Raw genomic sequence first — 12,559 nt, 5'->3', positions numbered from 1 at the left:
GTCGCGGCGACCAACTCCACTCCCGCACGTCGATCGGGGTGGAAAGCCTTTGCGACGACCCGGTGCCGGTGCTACGCAAGACCAATGCATGGTTCGCTGCCCGGCAAGGCCGCCGAGATACGGGCGTTGCTGCTCAGCCTCATCGACACCCTGCCCGAAGGAGCCGCGCTGCCGCCGGAGCGGGAACTGGCCGCCCGCTGGAACATCGCCCGGATGACGCTGCGCCGCGCCGTCGACGAACTGGTGATCGAGGAACTGCTCGTCCGCCGGCACGGCAGCGGGACGTACACCACCCGGCCGAAGGTGGCGAAGTGGCTCGGCATGGTCGGCTTCTCCGAGGACGTCCGGCGGCGCGGGATGCGACCGGGCAGCACGATGCTCGAGTTCCGCCAGTTGAAGGCCGAGCGCGCGGCCGCCCGCCGGCTGCGCATCCCGGTCGGTGACCCGATCATCACGTTCACCCGGCTCAGGCTGGCGGACGACGTACCGATGGTGGTCGAACGCACCACGCTGCCCGCGGCGTACGTCCCGGGGCTGCAGGCCGACGACCTCAACGGGTCGCTGTACGACCTGCTGGACTCGCGCTACGGCATCGGTCACGTCAGCGGCACGTCCCGGATCGAACCGGCCATGCCCGACGCCCGGACAGCAGGCTGGCTCGGCATCCCCACCACCCAACCCTGCCTCGCCGTCCACGGCATCAGCCTCGACCGCCGCGACCGCGTCTTCGAGTACACCTCAGCCCTCTACCGAGGCGACCGCTACGCCTTCACCGCCGACCTCCGTACGGCGCCGGCTCCCCGCGGGCTGTGACCCGGTTGCCCAAGGCAAGTAATTGTTGTTCCGTCACGTTGATTACTCCCCGTGGACGGTTGATACCTATCGTGGGCACCGTCATGGATCTCAAGAGCCCGATCAGCACCGTCATACCGTCGCTGGACGGTCCGGTCCTGCAGGTGCTGGCACGGAGTGAGCGCGGGCTGTCCGGCCGGCAGATCCACAGGCTGGCCGGCACGGGCAGCGTCGCCGGCGTCCGCCTGGTCCTGCAGCGGCTGGCGACGACCGGCCTGGTGCACGTCGACGACGTCGGCAACTCGTTGCTCTATCGCCTCAACCGCAACCACCTCGTCGCCCCGGCGGTCGAGTTCCTCGCCGACCTCCGCAGTACCCTCACCAGCCGGCTGGCCGACGAGATCAGTGCCTGGCGGATCCCACCCGTGCACGCCAGCTTGTACGGCGCGATCGCCCGCGGCGACGGCGATCTCGAGAGCGACGTCGATCTGCTGCTGATCCGGCCGGACCAGGTCGACCCGGGCGACGTCCTCTGGGAGGACCAGGCGGGCCGCCTGATGCAGTCGATCGTCGACCTCACCGGCAACCCGGCTCATGTCTTCGAACTCAGCCGGACCGAGCTCACCGACCACCTCACCAACGAGGACCCGATCCTCAACGACTGGCTCCAGCCCAGCATCCCGCTGTACGGCGTCCCCATCCCCTCACTCCTGGACCGCACGGCACCGGTGACCCGCACCCGCCTCGGCGTGGGCTGACATTGGTCTAGTCGGTGTGCTTTACCCGGCAGCCGGGGGCAGCGAGACTGGGCGCGGTGGGTACGTCGAGTCACAGAGGTCGCCCTGCATGACGAGCATTGCCATCGACGGCGGGCAGTCCGCCCTCAGGCTTCGGGTCCTGCCGACCGGACGGGTCGGCCAGGGACCTGGGTACGTCCACGGACCCGACAGCATCGAGCACCTGCTGGGAGCCGTCAGGACTGCCGCGGCGGCGGCCGAGGTCGCCGGCCCGATCGAGGTCGTGGCGCTCGGGCTGACCGGGTTCCCGCCGGCGCGTGAGGTCGCGGAGGGGCTTGCTGCGCGGATCGCCGGGCTGCTCGACGCCAGTGAGGTCCGGCTGACGCAGGACATGGTGACGGCGCACGCCGGAGCTCTGGCCGACGGGTACGGCGTAGTGGTTGCTGCCGGCACCGGTCTGGTCTGTCTAGCCGTGGACCGCGACGGGTCCTGGCACAAGGTCGACGGGCACGGGTACCTGTTCGGAGATGCCGGTAGCGCGTTCGCCATCGGTCGCGCGGGCCTTGTCGCCGTACAGCGGGCTCGTGACGGTCGCGGTCCCGCGACGAAGCTCGCGGACACCACATTGGACCCCGTCACGCTCTACAGGTCCGCGACACTGGTCGACGATGTCGCACGGTTCGCTCCAGAGGTACTTCGGTGTGCTGCCGAAGGCGACCCGGTGGCAGCGGAGATCGTCGTACGGGCTGCTCACGACATCGCCGAGACGATCGACGCGGCAGTGTCAGCGCTTGCGGGCCGGGATGCTGTCCCGGTCGCGTGTGTGGGCGGTCTGTTCGCCGGTGCGGGTGAGCAGCTACTCGGTCCGGTCCGTGCCGCCCTTCCCGCGCGTGCTGAGCTCGTTCCCCCCGCCGGCACGTCCCTCGACGGCGCAGAGCGCCTGGCAACCAGTCCACCCGGTCCGTACGCCGACCTGATCATCACCCACCGCTCGTGAGGACCCTGCCGCCCGGCTGCCTGGTGGTGTCGTGCCAGTCCATCGCCGGGGACCCGTTCGACTCCGCCGACCTGATGGCGTTGATGGCGCGTGCCGCCGAGCTCGGCGGGGCGGGCGCGATCCGTGCCAACGGCGCGGAGCACGTCGCCGCGATCCGGGCCGTGACGGAGTTGCCGATCATCGGCATCAACAAACTCGGCGATCCGGCGGGCGTGTTCATCACCCCGACGTTCGAGTCGGCCGCCGAGGTCGTCGCCGCCGGAGCCGACCTGATCGCCCTGGACGGGACGCTCCGGCCACGGCCCGACGGGCAGCCTCTGCGTCGTCACATCGAGCGCATCCACGACGAACTGGGTGTACCACTTCTGGCCGACGTCGACTCACTGGACGCGGGCCTCGCCGCGCGGAAAGCCGGTGCCGACCTCGTCGCCACGACGTTGTCCGGTTACACCGGCGGCGCTGCTCCGCCCGGACCCGATGTCGAACTGGTCCGCAGCCTTGCCGGCGCACTGGATTGCCCGGTCGTCGCCGAGGGCAGGATCAGGACACCCGAACACGTTCGCGCGGTCTGCGACGCCGGCGCCTACGCCGTCGTCGTCGGATCGGCGATCACCAATCCGACGAACATCACGGCTCACCTGGTGAGCGCGTTGCCACCGAAGTGGTCTACTCGATCTCACCGCTGACCGCCTGACCCCGGAGGCGCCCTGTCGATACCGCCGGCACCCACGGGCTATCTTGCCCGGACCGGAAAGATTTCACCGGCACGACCGTTGGAGCGTGTAAGTAAGTGAGCAAACTCCTCCTGGCCGCGACCTCCCTGGACGTCACGCCACCGCCTGGCCACCGTCTGGACGGCTACGCCGCCCGCACCGCCCCGGCCATCGGAACCGCCGACCCGCTGCACGCCACGCTGATCTGGCTCGGTACGGCGGACGACCCCGGCGTGCTCTGGCTGAGCCTGGACGCGATTGCTGTCGGCAAGGAACTCGTCGCCGAGCTGTCCGCCGCGGCCGCGTCGGCGACCGGAATCCCGGCATCGCACGTGGTCGTGTCGGCATCGCACACTCACTCCGGTCCGTCCGGCTGGACCGGCGAGATCCACCCGGTCATCCCGGCCGAACGTGAGCCGGTTCTGTACGAGGCTCTGGTCTCGGCGGTCGCCGGCGCGGCGTTGCCCCGCCGGCCGGTCACGGCGTCCTGGCGTTCGATCGAGGTGGTCGGCGTCGGCGCGAACCGGCACCGCAAGAACGGTCCGCACGACAACACGGCCGGCATCCTGGCGCTGCACGGCCTCGACGGTTCGCTCGAGGCGATCCTGTTCGACTTCGCCTGCCACCCGACGACGTACGGTCCGGAGAACCTGCGGTGGTCTGCTGACTGGCCGGGAGCCGCTCGGGCCGCCCTGGCTCCCGCAGTGGTCGGCTACCTCCAGGGCGCGGCGGGTGATGTGAGTCCACGGTTCACGCGTCGAGGTCGAAGTGCGGAGGAGGTGGCTCGTCTCGGCGGCCTGCTCGCGTCCCGGGTCCGTGAGGCGCTGGCCGGTCCTGGGCTGGAGCTACCACAGTCCGCACCGGCCATCCGCCGTACGACGATCGAACTGCCGGTCCGGGACCTGCCATCGGCCGAGGAGGCGGCGTTGACCGTGGCGGCGGCTGCGAGCGCGGTCCGCAGCAGCGTGGACGATCCGTCGGGCCGGATCGCGCAGACCCGGCTGGACGGAGCACGGGGTCAGTCGCTGATGGCGGCGGCCGTGTTACCTGACACGATGGAACTTCCGATCAGTGTGGTGACCCTCGGCGACGTCTGCTGGGTGAACCTGCCGGTCGAGCTGTTCGCCGTGCACGGCGCCTGTCTGCAGGCCGACAGCACGCATCCGATCACCCGAGTGGCCGGTTACACGGACGGGTACTTCGGCTACATCGTCGACCCGTCCGCCGCCGAGTCCGGCGCGTACGAAGCCCTCATCACGTACTTCGACCAGCCCACCACCAACCGCCTCCTCGCCGAGACAGCCGCCTTCGTGAACAGTTAGAGCGCCAGCTCAGGCTGCAGCTTCTTGGCGGGCCAGACGCGTTGGTTGCGGGCCGCGAGGGTGGACGCGGCGAGAGCAGCGAGGAACCAGGCTGCGAGGACCAGGAGGTCGCGGCCGAGGGAGGCGCCGGAGCCGCCGTACATGAGGTGACGTACGCCGTCGATCGCGTAGCTCATCGGGAGTGCGTGGTGGAAGAAGTACAGCGGCTCGGGGATCGTCTGCCACGGGAACGTACCGCCCGCGCTGACGAGCTGGATCACCATCAGCACCAGGCCGAGGAACTTGCCCACGGCCCCGAGCCAGGCCGACAGCGCGTGCAGGATCGCGACGAACGTGAACGACGTGAGGATCAGGAACCCGACCGTCAGCCACGGGTGCGCCGCGTGGATACCGAGACCGATCGTCACTGCGCTGAACACCAGCGTCGCCTGGATCGCGCCGAACAGAGCCGGCGGCAGCCAGCCGCCCAGTGCGACTCGGAACGGAGACTGCAACGCCGCCAGCGCGCGTGGTGACAGCGGACGGACCAGCAGGAACAGTACGTATGCCCCGATCCAGCAGGCCAGGCTGAGGAAGAACGGAGCCAGTCCGGCGCCGTAGCTGTCGGCGGTGGCCTGCGAGACGTTCTGCAGGGTCACGGGTGCGCCGAGCGTCTCGGCAACCGCCTTGCGCTGCTGGGCCGACGGATTGGGAATCTGCTTCAGGCCGTTGGCCAGTCCGGTCTGCAGCTGCGTCGCACCGGTCTTCAGCTGAGTGACTCCGGTCGCCATGCCGTTCACACCGGTGAGCAACTGGCCCTGCCCAGCAACTGCCTGCTTCTCACCAGCCGCGAGCTGCTGCGCGCCGGTCTGCACGCTCGCCAGACCGGTCTTCAGTTGGCCGGCGCCGGTGTCGAGCCGGTGCGCGCCAGTGGCCGCCGTACTGATCCCACTGGTCAGAGCAGGGGTCGCCTTGGCCAGCGCGGCAGCGCCGTTGGAGACCTTGCGAGCACCGGTCGCGAGCTGGTTGAGCTGCTTGGACGTCGACTGGATCTTGGTGTTCGCACGTACGACGGGTGCCCGCAGCTTGGCCGTCTCGGTCAGCACCTGGTTGATCTGCGTCTGGGTGAACCCCTGCGCCCTGAGCCGCGCGGCCAGACCGGTGTTGAAAGTGCTCAGATCCTTCACCAGCGTGCTGGACGCGGTCGCGACCTCTTGCCCGGTCGCGGCGATCTTCTCGTTGCCGTCGGCGACCTGATCGGCCCCCGTCGCCAGAGCCTTCGTCTGCTTCGGCAGGGTCGACGTCTTCTGCTTGAGGGTGCTCAGGCCGTTGTCGAGCTTGTCGGCACCGGCTGCGAGCTCTGTCGCGCCCTGCGAGGCTTGCGTGGTCCCGGCCGCCAGCTTGGTCGCACCGGCGGAGAGCTGCTTCTGCGCGGTGTTGAGCTGTGTCGCGCCGGTCTGCAGCTTGGTGACGCCTGTCGCCGCACTGGTGAGTCCACTCTGCAACTGGGCCGCTCCAGTCGCTGCCTCGCCCACCTGCGTGTGGATCGTGCTGAAGCCGGCCAGCAGCTTGCTCGCCGCGGTCTCGCTCACCTGTGACGCGACAGTCTTGGTGACCTGGGCGACGACCTGGTTGGCCATGGTGTGGGCGATGTAGTTGTTGGCGTCGTTGGTGAGCAGCTCGAGACTCGCCTGCCGGGGCGTGAACTCCGCACTCGACGCGAGGTCCGCGGAGAAGGACTCCGGCAGCACGAGGGCGAACTCGTACGTGCCGTCCGACACACCCGCTGTCGCCACGGCACGATCTACCTCGTGCCAGTCGAAGCTCTTGGACTTCACGAGCTCGTCGGCCACCTGGGGCCCGACATCCAGCTTCTCGCCGGTGGCGAGCGTCGTACCCTCGTCCTCCACCACGACCGCGGTCGGGATCTTGTCGAGCCGGCTGTAGGGGTCGTGATTCGCGTAGAGGTACAGGCCGCCGTACAGCACCGGCACGAGCAGGAGCGCCACCACGGCCAGCTTCGGCAGCCGTCCCGCGGTCAACCGCCGCAGCTCGCCCAGTGCCATCCGTACCGCGGTCACGCGTGGGTCTCCTCTGCAAGTGATTCATCGAACGGGATTACCTGCACTGGCTCCGGTTGCTTCTTCGAGCCCAGCTGGGCGGCCGGTACGCCGAGTAGCCGTGCCGATGCGTCCGCGCAGGTGATAATCACGCCGTACCCACGGGACGCCACGTCGCGGCCGACGGCGTACCAGTCGTGGGGATCACCACCATGCCGGTCCGGCATCGTCAGGATGACCATCTTGACGTCAGGCCTCGCCACAGTGAGCTCGGTAAGCAGTCTGGTCCGTACTGCGATCGGCAGGTGCTCGAACCGTTTGTCGGCGTGCTCAGCCGCTTGATGCTGGTCCAGCCACTCCAGCACCGCTCTGCGGCCGGCCTTGCGACCGGCAATCGCCAGCTCCTCGCCGACGACGGTCTGGACCGGCAGTGCGTCGTCCGGCTCGGTGATGCCGGGTGTGTCCACCACAGCGACCCGTCGACGAAGTAGAGCGGCGTCCGCGTTCCCGTCCAGCCGCACCTGACCGGTGTCGGGGCGAAGACGACCGGACAGCCCGAGAGACGCGGCCACGTGCCCAGGACCCGGGTAGCCGGCCAGGAGCACCAGCTGATGGTCAGCGACCCGCAGCGAAGTCGCGTCCAGCATCGGCGCGTGCGGGCCACGCACGCTGATCCCGGTCGCCTCGAGCTCCATTCCAGTGTCCCCGTTCAATACGATTGTGTATTCAATACAGAACTGTATCCTATGGTCATGGAACTGCCCAAACGCCGCCGCTCCAACACCCGGGCCCGCCTGCTCGAAGGCGCCCTCGACGTCTTCGCCGAGCGGGGTTTCCACGGCGCCTCGGTGGAGGACATCTGTGACCGCGCCGGGTTCACCCGCGGCGCGTTCTACTCCAACTTCGCGTCCAAGGACGAGTTGGTCATCGCGCTGTTCCAGGCGACCACCGACCGGCTGATCGAGCAGATCAGCGCACTCCTGCCTGAGTTGGCCGACCAGCCCGTGACGTTGCTGGACACCGTCCTCGGGCTGCTCGACGAGGCCGCGCCGGACCAGCGGCGGTGGCATCTGATCTCCACCGAGTTCACCCTGCACGCCCTGCGCAGCCCGGAGGCGGCGCGGGCGCTGAACGAGCAGCGGGACATGTTCCGGACGAGGCTGACGGAGTTGGTCGAGCAGATCGGCGAGACCAACGGGCTGGAGTTCAGCGTGCCGCCCGAGCAGTTCGTCCGGCTGGTGATGGCGCTGCACGAGGGTGCACGCTCACAGAGCCTGCTGGAGCCCAAGAAGGTTCCGGCCGGGTCCCTCGAGCGTACTTTCCTGCCGATGGTTCTGGCCGCGGTGACGTCGAAGAGCTAGCTGACCTTCACGTTCACCGTGTGCAGGCCGGTCGACCCGTTCGGAGCCGGCGGTGCCGACGCCTCGATCTGTGGGTTGCCTTTGGCATCGAACGCCCGTACCTGCAGCAGATGGTTGCCTTGCGGCGCGTCCCAGGTCCAGTGCCACTGCCGCCAGGTGTCGATCGACGCGTCCACGGCCAGCGTTGCCTGTTGCCACGGGCCACCATCCACGCGCACCTCGACCTTCGACACCCCGACGCGCTGGTCCCACGCGACGCCGGCCACGGTGACCGGACCGGGAGACACCTCCTTTCCAACGGGTACGTCGATCCGCGACGACAACTTGATCGGCCCGAGCTCCGACCAGCCGCGTGGCGTCCAGTACGCGTCGAACCGGTCGAAGCGGGTCACCTCGATGTCCGTCAGCCACTTGGTCGCCGACACGTAGCCGTACAGACCAGGTACGACGATGCGCACCGGGAACCCGTGCTCGACCGGCAACGGCTCACCGTTCATCGCGAAGGCGAGCATCGACTGCCGATCGTCCAGCAGCGTGCTGAGCGGCGTACCGGCGGTGAAGCCGTCCTTAGACGTGGACTTGATCGCGTCGGCCTCGATCGACGGACCGGCCTCCTGCAAGAGGTCCTTGAGCAGTACGCCGGACCAGAGTGCATTGCCGATCAGGTCGCCGCCGACCTCGTTGCTGACACAGGTGAGGGTGACCCACTTGTGCAGGACCGGACGCTTCAGCAGGTCGTCGAACGTCAACTCGAGTTCGCGGTCGACCATGCCGTGGATGCGCAGCTTCCAGTCCGACGGCAAGATCTGCGGAACCGACAGCGCGGTGTCGATGCGGTAGAACTCGTCGTTCGGTGTCACCCAGGGTGTGGCGCCCTCGGCCTGTACTCCGGCCGGCGGATCCAGGGTCGGCGGTCGAGGGAGGTCGAGCGCCTCGCGTGCCTCGGCGACAGCCGCGCGGTTGCCGCCGACGATCCGTCCGAGTGCGCCGATCGCCGCGGACCCGATCGCGACACCGGCCGACAGTTGGAGGAAGCCCCGGCGGCTGACCCCGTCGTCGGGGTCGTCGATGAGGGGTTCGAGTCGTCGGACGAAGAGTCTGAGGATGAGCAGCGCGGTGATTCCGGCAACTGCTGACGGGACGAAGCCCGTCTGCCCACTGTCAGGTCTGGTTGCGGCCGCGACGACCGCCAGCCCGGCCAGTACGACGGTGACGAGTGCGCCGGCCCAGTAACGCCGTACCGCGAGAACCCCGCCGAACGCGGCGAGCACGAGCAGCACGATCAGGATCCCGACCCGCAGTGCGGTCTTGTCGTGCGTGCCGAACCAGGCGATCGCGAGGTCCTTCAACCACGGCGGCACCCGGTCGATGAACGCGGACCCGATCGCCACCACCGGCGTCTGCCGCGTCCCGAGCAGACCAGCGACCACACTCCCCGCCGCCAACCCGGCCAACGCCGCCAGCACCCCACCAACAGCCCCCCGCCACCAGGTCGCGTCCCACCCCCCAGCCCTCGCGTTGACGGGACCGCTCTCACCTCGGGCGGGCGCAGGGGACTGCTCGGGCTGGTTCACCACTCAACGATTACGCGGCGGAGCGCCCGACACCAGTCGGGCGCTCCATCCGTTAGTCGCGGGTAATGCAGTGTGTTCGGTTGTCGGTTGATTCAGATCCGGTCGGCAGTGATCGCCCCCAGGCCCGGCCGGCCGTTCGGCCAGCGGCGGGCATTGTCGCGAACCCGGCGGAGCTTGCCGAGCACGACCTCCCGCTCGTCGGCCAGCTGCGACATCCACAGGCTGTCGATCTCCAGGAGGTGGTCCGGCAGTGCTTCGCGCAGCCGGCGCTTTCCCTCCTCGGTGATGACCGCGAACGAACCGCGGGCATCGTCGGGACAGGGCTCCCGGCGTACCAGACCGAGGTTCTCGGCGCGGTCGACCAGCCGGGTGATGCCGCCGGTGGTGACGGTCAGCTCCCGGGCGAGAGAGGTGAGACGCTGTTTCTCACCGTGGCTGCGGGCCAGCCGCAGCAACAGCTCGAACATTGCCATTTGCAGACCACTGCGCTTGAGGGAATGGCGCATCACGTGATCGAGTTCGGCCGCTGCTTCACGCAGCAGTCCGTACGCGGTGATCACGTCGCTTTCCCAGGGTTCGGCGGCACGTGTGGGTTCTGCATCGGCGAGCGCTAGGGGCGAGCAAAGCGATGGCGCGATGGTCATGCGCGGACTCTATTAGCTGACTAGGTCACTTCGCTACACGGGGTGACCTTTCGGCTACAGATCGACCCGGAACCGCAAACAGTCCGAGCGTAACCCGGCCCCCGTCCGCCCGTCTCCGCGCCCCACCCGCGGAGCCTGTGGATAACTTCCGCGGCGATCGCCCGGATTTTGCCAGCCTTGACCCGTGACGTTTTCGACCGACGGATCGGGGAGCCAGATGAACGACAACGACGACCAGTCCCCCTACGGCCGCGGCTTCATCGCCGCCTGCATCGTCATAGCCGCCATCCTCCTCTGCGGCACCGTCCTGCTCGTCACCGGACTCACCGATGACTCATCAGCCTCCACCGGCACGGCACCCATCAGCAAACCGGCCCAGGCCAGTTCGGGCGGTGCCGATTCCCCGGAGACGGCCATGCCACCGGCCACCCCCACCACCGAGCCCAGTCGACCCGCTGGTGGCGCAACGGCCGATTGCTTCCTCCCTACTGGCGGCCAGGCTATTCCTACCGAGCCCCCGTCCGTCGACACGTGGGACGTCAGCCGCCGAGTCGTCGTACCCCGTTCCTCGACGTACGGCCCAACCAAAACCGACCGCGACGGCTTCCGCCGGTGCTTCGCCCATTCCCCCACCGGCGCCGTGTTCGCCGCCTACAACGTGGTCGCCGCCCTCGCCGACCAGCGCCAATCCGTCCCCACGGTCCGGAAGCTCATGCTTCCTGGCCCGGACACCGACGCCCTCATCCGCGAACTCCGCGACGAGAGCCCGAGCGACTCGGTGCCCACACAACTGGCCGGCTTCCGGGTCCTCGACGCCAACCAGGATCGAGCCACCATCATGCTTGCCCTCCCCGTCGAGTCGGCCTACATGAGCATCACCTTGACCCTCATCTGGCACGGCGACGACTGGCGCCTCCAACCACCCCGCTCGGGTGACCCCGTAGGTAGCCCCTTCGCCCAACACCGCGATCTGAGCGACTTCGTGAACTGGAGTGGCGTCTGATGTGCAACAAGGTGGATATCGCGTGTCACGTGGAGAAGGGCTTCCTCTCGATCGCCGCAAACAGCCTCGAGCGGCTGCGGGACGAGGCGAACGCGGCAGCGCTGGACAGCCTGCACTCGCTCGCCACCTTCTGGCTCAAGCTCGACGGCCCCACCATCGCCACCAGCAGCGGTGACAGTTGGACGAACAGCGTGCCTGTCGGATTCCTGCAGAGCAAGGTTCTCTGGATCTCGGGTGCGATCTTCGCTGTCACCGTGATCATCGCCGGAGTACGAACGGCCTGGGAGCAGCGCGCGCAGCCGCTTCAGGAGTTGCTGAAGGCAACCATGGTGTTCGTTGTCGTCTGCGGCGCGGCGACGGCGGTGCTGCAGTTGCTCACCACGTTCTCGGACGAGTTCGCGGTCTGGGTGGTGACCGAGGCGGCCAAGAAAGAGCCCGACGCCGATCCGCCGCTGTCGGAGATCGAGCAGCGGCGGGAGGCGGCAACGGCGATCACCGACCTTCTCAAACAGGGCGGCCTAGCCGACGCGGTGTCCAGAGACCTGCCAATGTTGCTGGCGATGGGCATCAGTCTGACCGTGGTCTGCGCCTCGCTCATCCAGGTCGCCCTGATGCTGATCCGCTCGGCGATGCTGGTCCTGTTGGCCGGAACGTTCCCGCTTGCCGCGGCGGCGACCAGCACCGAGGCCGGACGAGCCTGGTTCAAGAAGTACTGCGCCTGGACGCTCGCCTTCATCGCCTACAAGCCGGCCGCCGCACTCGTCTATGCAGCGGCGCTCAAGATGAGCCGGGAGAGCATGCTCTCGTCCAGCAACAATCTCGTGCAGGCCATGACAGCCATCATGATGCTGATGCTCGCCATCTTCGCGCTGCCGGCGCTTCTGCGGCTCGCCGTACCGGTCACGGCGGCTGTCGCGGGTGGGAGTGCCGCAATGGGCAGCGCGGTCGCCGATCCGGGCGGCCTTGCGTCCGGCGCCATCAACGTGGGCCGCTCGACCTTCGGCGGACGGGCTTCCGGCGGAGGCTCGTCGTTCGGAGGCGGCGGCGGTGGAGGCGGCGGTGGGGGCGGCGGCGCCGCCGCGACCGGGGCGAAGGCGGTCGGCGCCGTGGCCAGCGCCGGTCTGGTCGCCGCCGGCGCTGCCGTCAACGGTGCTCGCAAAGCAGCAGGCGCCGTCGCAGGCGCCGCGGCCCACTCGGCCGGTGAATCAGGTGGCGGCGCGATCACCCCGACCGCATCCTTCGGTCCAATGGCTCGCGGTGCCTCCGGTTCGCGGCCGCCGCGGCATCAGTCCAGCTCAGGTGCCGGCGGCGCCTCCCAGGAACGGATCCCAGAGCCGGCCGGGCCGACCGGCAGCGGCTGACCCGCGGGGTGAAAAC

General features: G+C 68.8%; 12 protein-coding genes. 8 read left to right on the top strand and 4 right to left on the bottom strand.

What is annotated here, in order from left to right:
• Window positions 1-84: 84 nt before the first annotated feature.
• The 5 genes from ACYVOK_RS06780 to ACYVOK_RS06760 all read left to right on the top strand — a co-directional run bounded on the left by ACYVOK_RS06780 (window position 85) and on the right by ACYVOK_RS06760 (window position 4,561).
• On the top strand, window positions 85-813 hold the full coding sequence (locus ACYVOK_RS06780) for a GntR family transcriptional regulator (protein WP_460661396.1): 729 nt from the start codon (window positions 85-87) through the stop codon (window positions 811-813).
• A gap of 83 nt (window positions 814-896) precedes the next feature.
• Window positions 897-1,550: a hypothetical protein gene (locus tag ACYVOK_RS06775; RefSeq protein WP_460661395.1), complete on the top strand. Its 654-nt coding sequence runs from the start codon at window positions 897-899 to the stop codon at window positions 1,548-1,550.
• Between the two features lie 88 nt (window positions 1,551-1,638).
• Window positions 1,639-2,526, top strand: a complete 888-nt coding sequence (locus tag ACYVOK_RS06770; protein ID WP_460661394.1) for an N-acetylglucosamine kinase — start codon at window positions 1,639-1,641, stop codon at window positions 2,524-2,526.
• Entirely contained in the window at window positions 2,523-3,212 is a 690-nt protein-coding gene (locus tag ACYVOK_RS06765; RefSeq protein ID WP_460661393.1) for an N-acetylmannosamine-6-phosphate 2-epimerase, read from the top strand. The genes ACYVOK_RS06770 and ACYVOK_RS06765 overlap by 4 nt, the downstream gene beginning before the upstream one ends.
• A 104-nt stretch (window positions 3,213-3,316) precedes the next feature.
• Complete coding sequence (locus tag ACYVOK_RS06760; protein ID WP_460661392.1) at window positions 3,317-4,561, top strand: hypothetical protein; 1,245 nt, start codon at window positions 3,317-3,319, stop codon at window positions 4,559-4,561.
• Here the strand turns inward: ACYVOK_RS06760 and ACYVOK_RS06755 are convergent.
• Both ACYVOK_RS06755 and ACYVOK_RS06750 read right to left on the bottom strand, forming a co-directional pair.
• Window positions 4,558-6,621, bottom strand: coding sequence for a YhgE/Pip family protein (locus tag ACYVOK_RS06755; RefSeq protein ID WP_460661391.1), 2,064 nt, complete (start codon window positions 6,619-6,621; stop codon window positions 4,558-4,560). The genes ACYVOK_RS06760 and ACYVOK_RS06755 overlap by 4 nt on opposite strands.
• On the bottom strand, window positions 6,618-7,295 hold the full coding sequence (locus ACYVOK_RS06750; RefSeq protein ID WP_460661390.1) for an ATP-binding cassette domain-containing protein: 678 nt from the start codon (window positions 7,293-7,295) through the stop codon (window positions 6,618-6,620). Before ACYVOK_RS06750 ends, ACYVOK_RS06755 begins: the two co-directional genes overlap by 4 nt.
• A 57-nt stretch (window positions 7,296-7,352) precedes the next feature.
• Here ACYVOK_RS06750 and ACYVOK_RS06745 point away from each other — a divergent pair, with 57 nt between their 5' ends.
• On the top strand, window positions 7,353-7,961 hold the full coding sequence (locus ACYVOK_RS06745) for a TetR/AcrR family transcriptional regulator (RefSeq protein ID WP_460661389.1): 609 nt from the start codon (window positions 7,353-7,355) through the stop codon (window positions 7,959-7,961).
• Here the strand turns inward: ACYVOK_RS06745 and ACYVOK_RS06740 are convergent.
• Window positions 7,958-9,427, bottom strand: coding sequence for a molybdopterin-dependent oxidoreductase (locus tag ACYVOK_RS06740; protein WP_460661388.1), 1,470 nt, complete (start codon window positions 9,425-9,427; stop codon window positions 7,958-7,960). The two genes, ACYVOK_RS06745 and ACYVOK_RS06740, sit on opposite strands and share 4 nt — an antisense overlap.
• A gap of 200 nt (window positions 9,428-9,627) precedes the next feature.
• On the bottom strand, window positions 9,628-10,179 hold the full coding sequence (locus tag ACYVOK_RS06735) for a MarR family winged helix-turn-helix transcriptional regulator (protein WP_460661387.1): 552 nt from the start codon (window positions 10,177-10,179) through the stop codon (window positions 9,628-9,630).
• A 184-nt stretch (window positions 10,180-10,363) separates the two neighbouring features.
• Between ACYVOK_RS06735 and ACYVOK_RS06730 the strand changes: the two genes are divergently transcribed.
• Both ACYVOK_RS06730 and ACYVOK_RS06725 read left to right on the top strand, forming a co-directional pair.
• Entirely contained in the window at window positions 10,364-11,182 is an 819-nt protein-coding gene (locus tag ACYVOK_RS06730; protein ID WP_460661386.1) for a hypothetical protein, read from the top strand.
• Entirely contained in the window at window positions 11,182-12,543 is a 1,362-nt protein-coding gene (locus tag ACYVOK_RS06725; RefSeq protein WP_460661385.1) for a type IV secretion system protein, read from the top strand. The genes ACYVOK_RS06730 and ACYVOK_RS06725 overlap by 1 nt, the downstream gene beginning before the upstream one ends.
• Window positions 12,544-12,559 lie beyond the last annotated feature (16 nt).

Source organism: Kribbella swartbergensis, assembly GCF_054784135.1.
This window is presented reverse-complemented; position numbering and strand designations above follow the sequence as displayed.

Excerpts from the sequence above, each read along its gene's own strand:
- ACYVOK_RS06745 (WP_460661389.1), top strand. The coding sequence starts at position 7,353 with ATGGAACTGCCCAAACGCCGCCGCTCCAACACCCGGGCCCGCCTGCTC.
- ACYVOK_RS06780 (WP_460661396.1), top strand. The coding sequence starts at position 85 with ATGCATGGTTCGCTGCCCGGCAAGGCCGCCGAGATACGGGCGTTGCTG.
- ACYVOK_RS06770 (WP_460661394.1), top strand. The coding sequence starts at position 1,639 with ATGACGAGCATTGCCATCGACGGCGGGCAGTCCGCCCTCAGGCTTCGG.
- ACYVOK_RS06775 (WP_460661395.1), top strand. The coding sequence starts at position 897 with ATGGATCTCAAGAGCCCGATCAGCACCGTCATACCGTCGCTGGACGGT.
- ACYVOK_RS06750 (WP_460661390.1), bottom strand. The coding sequence starts at position 7,295 with ATGGAGCTCGAGGCGACCGGGATCAGCGTGCGTGGCCCGCACGCGCCG.
- ACYVOK_RS06735 (WP_460661387.1), bottom strand. The coding sequence starts at position 10,179 with ATGACCATCGCGCCATCGCTTTGCTCGCCCCTAGCGCTCGCCGATGCA.
- ACYVOK_RS06725 (WP_460661385.1), top strand. The coding sequence starts at position 11,182 with ATGTGCAACAAGGTGGATATCGCGTGTCACGTGGAGAAGGGCTTCCTC.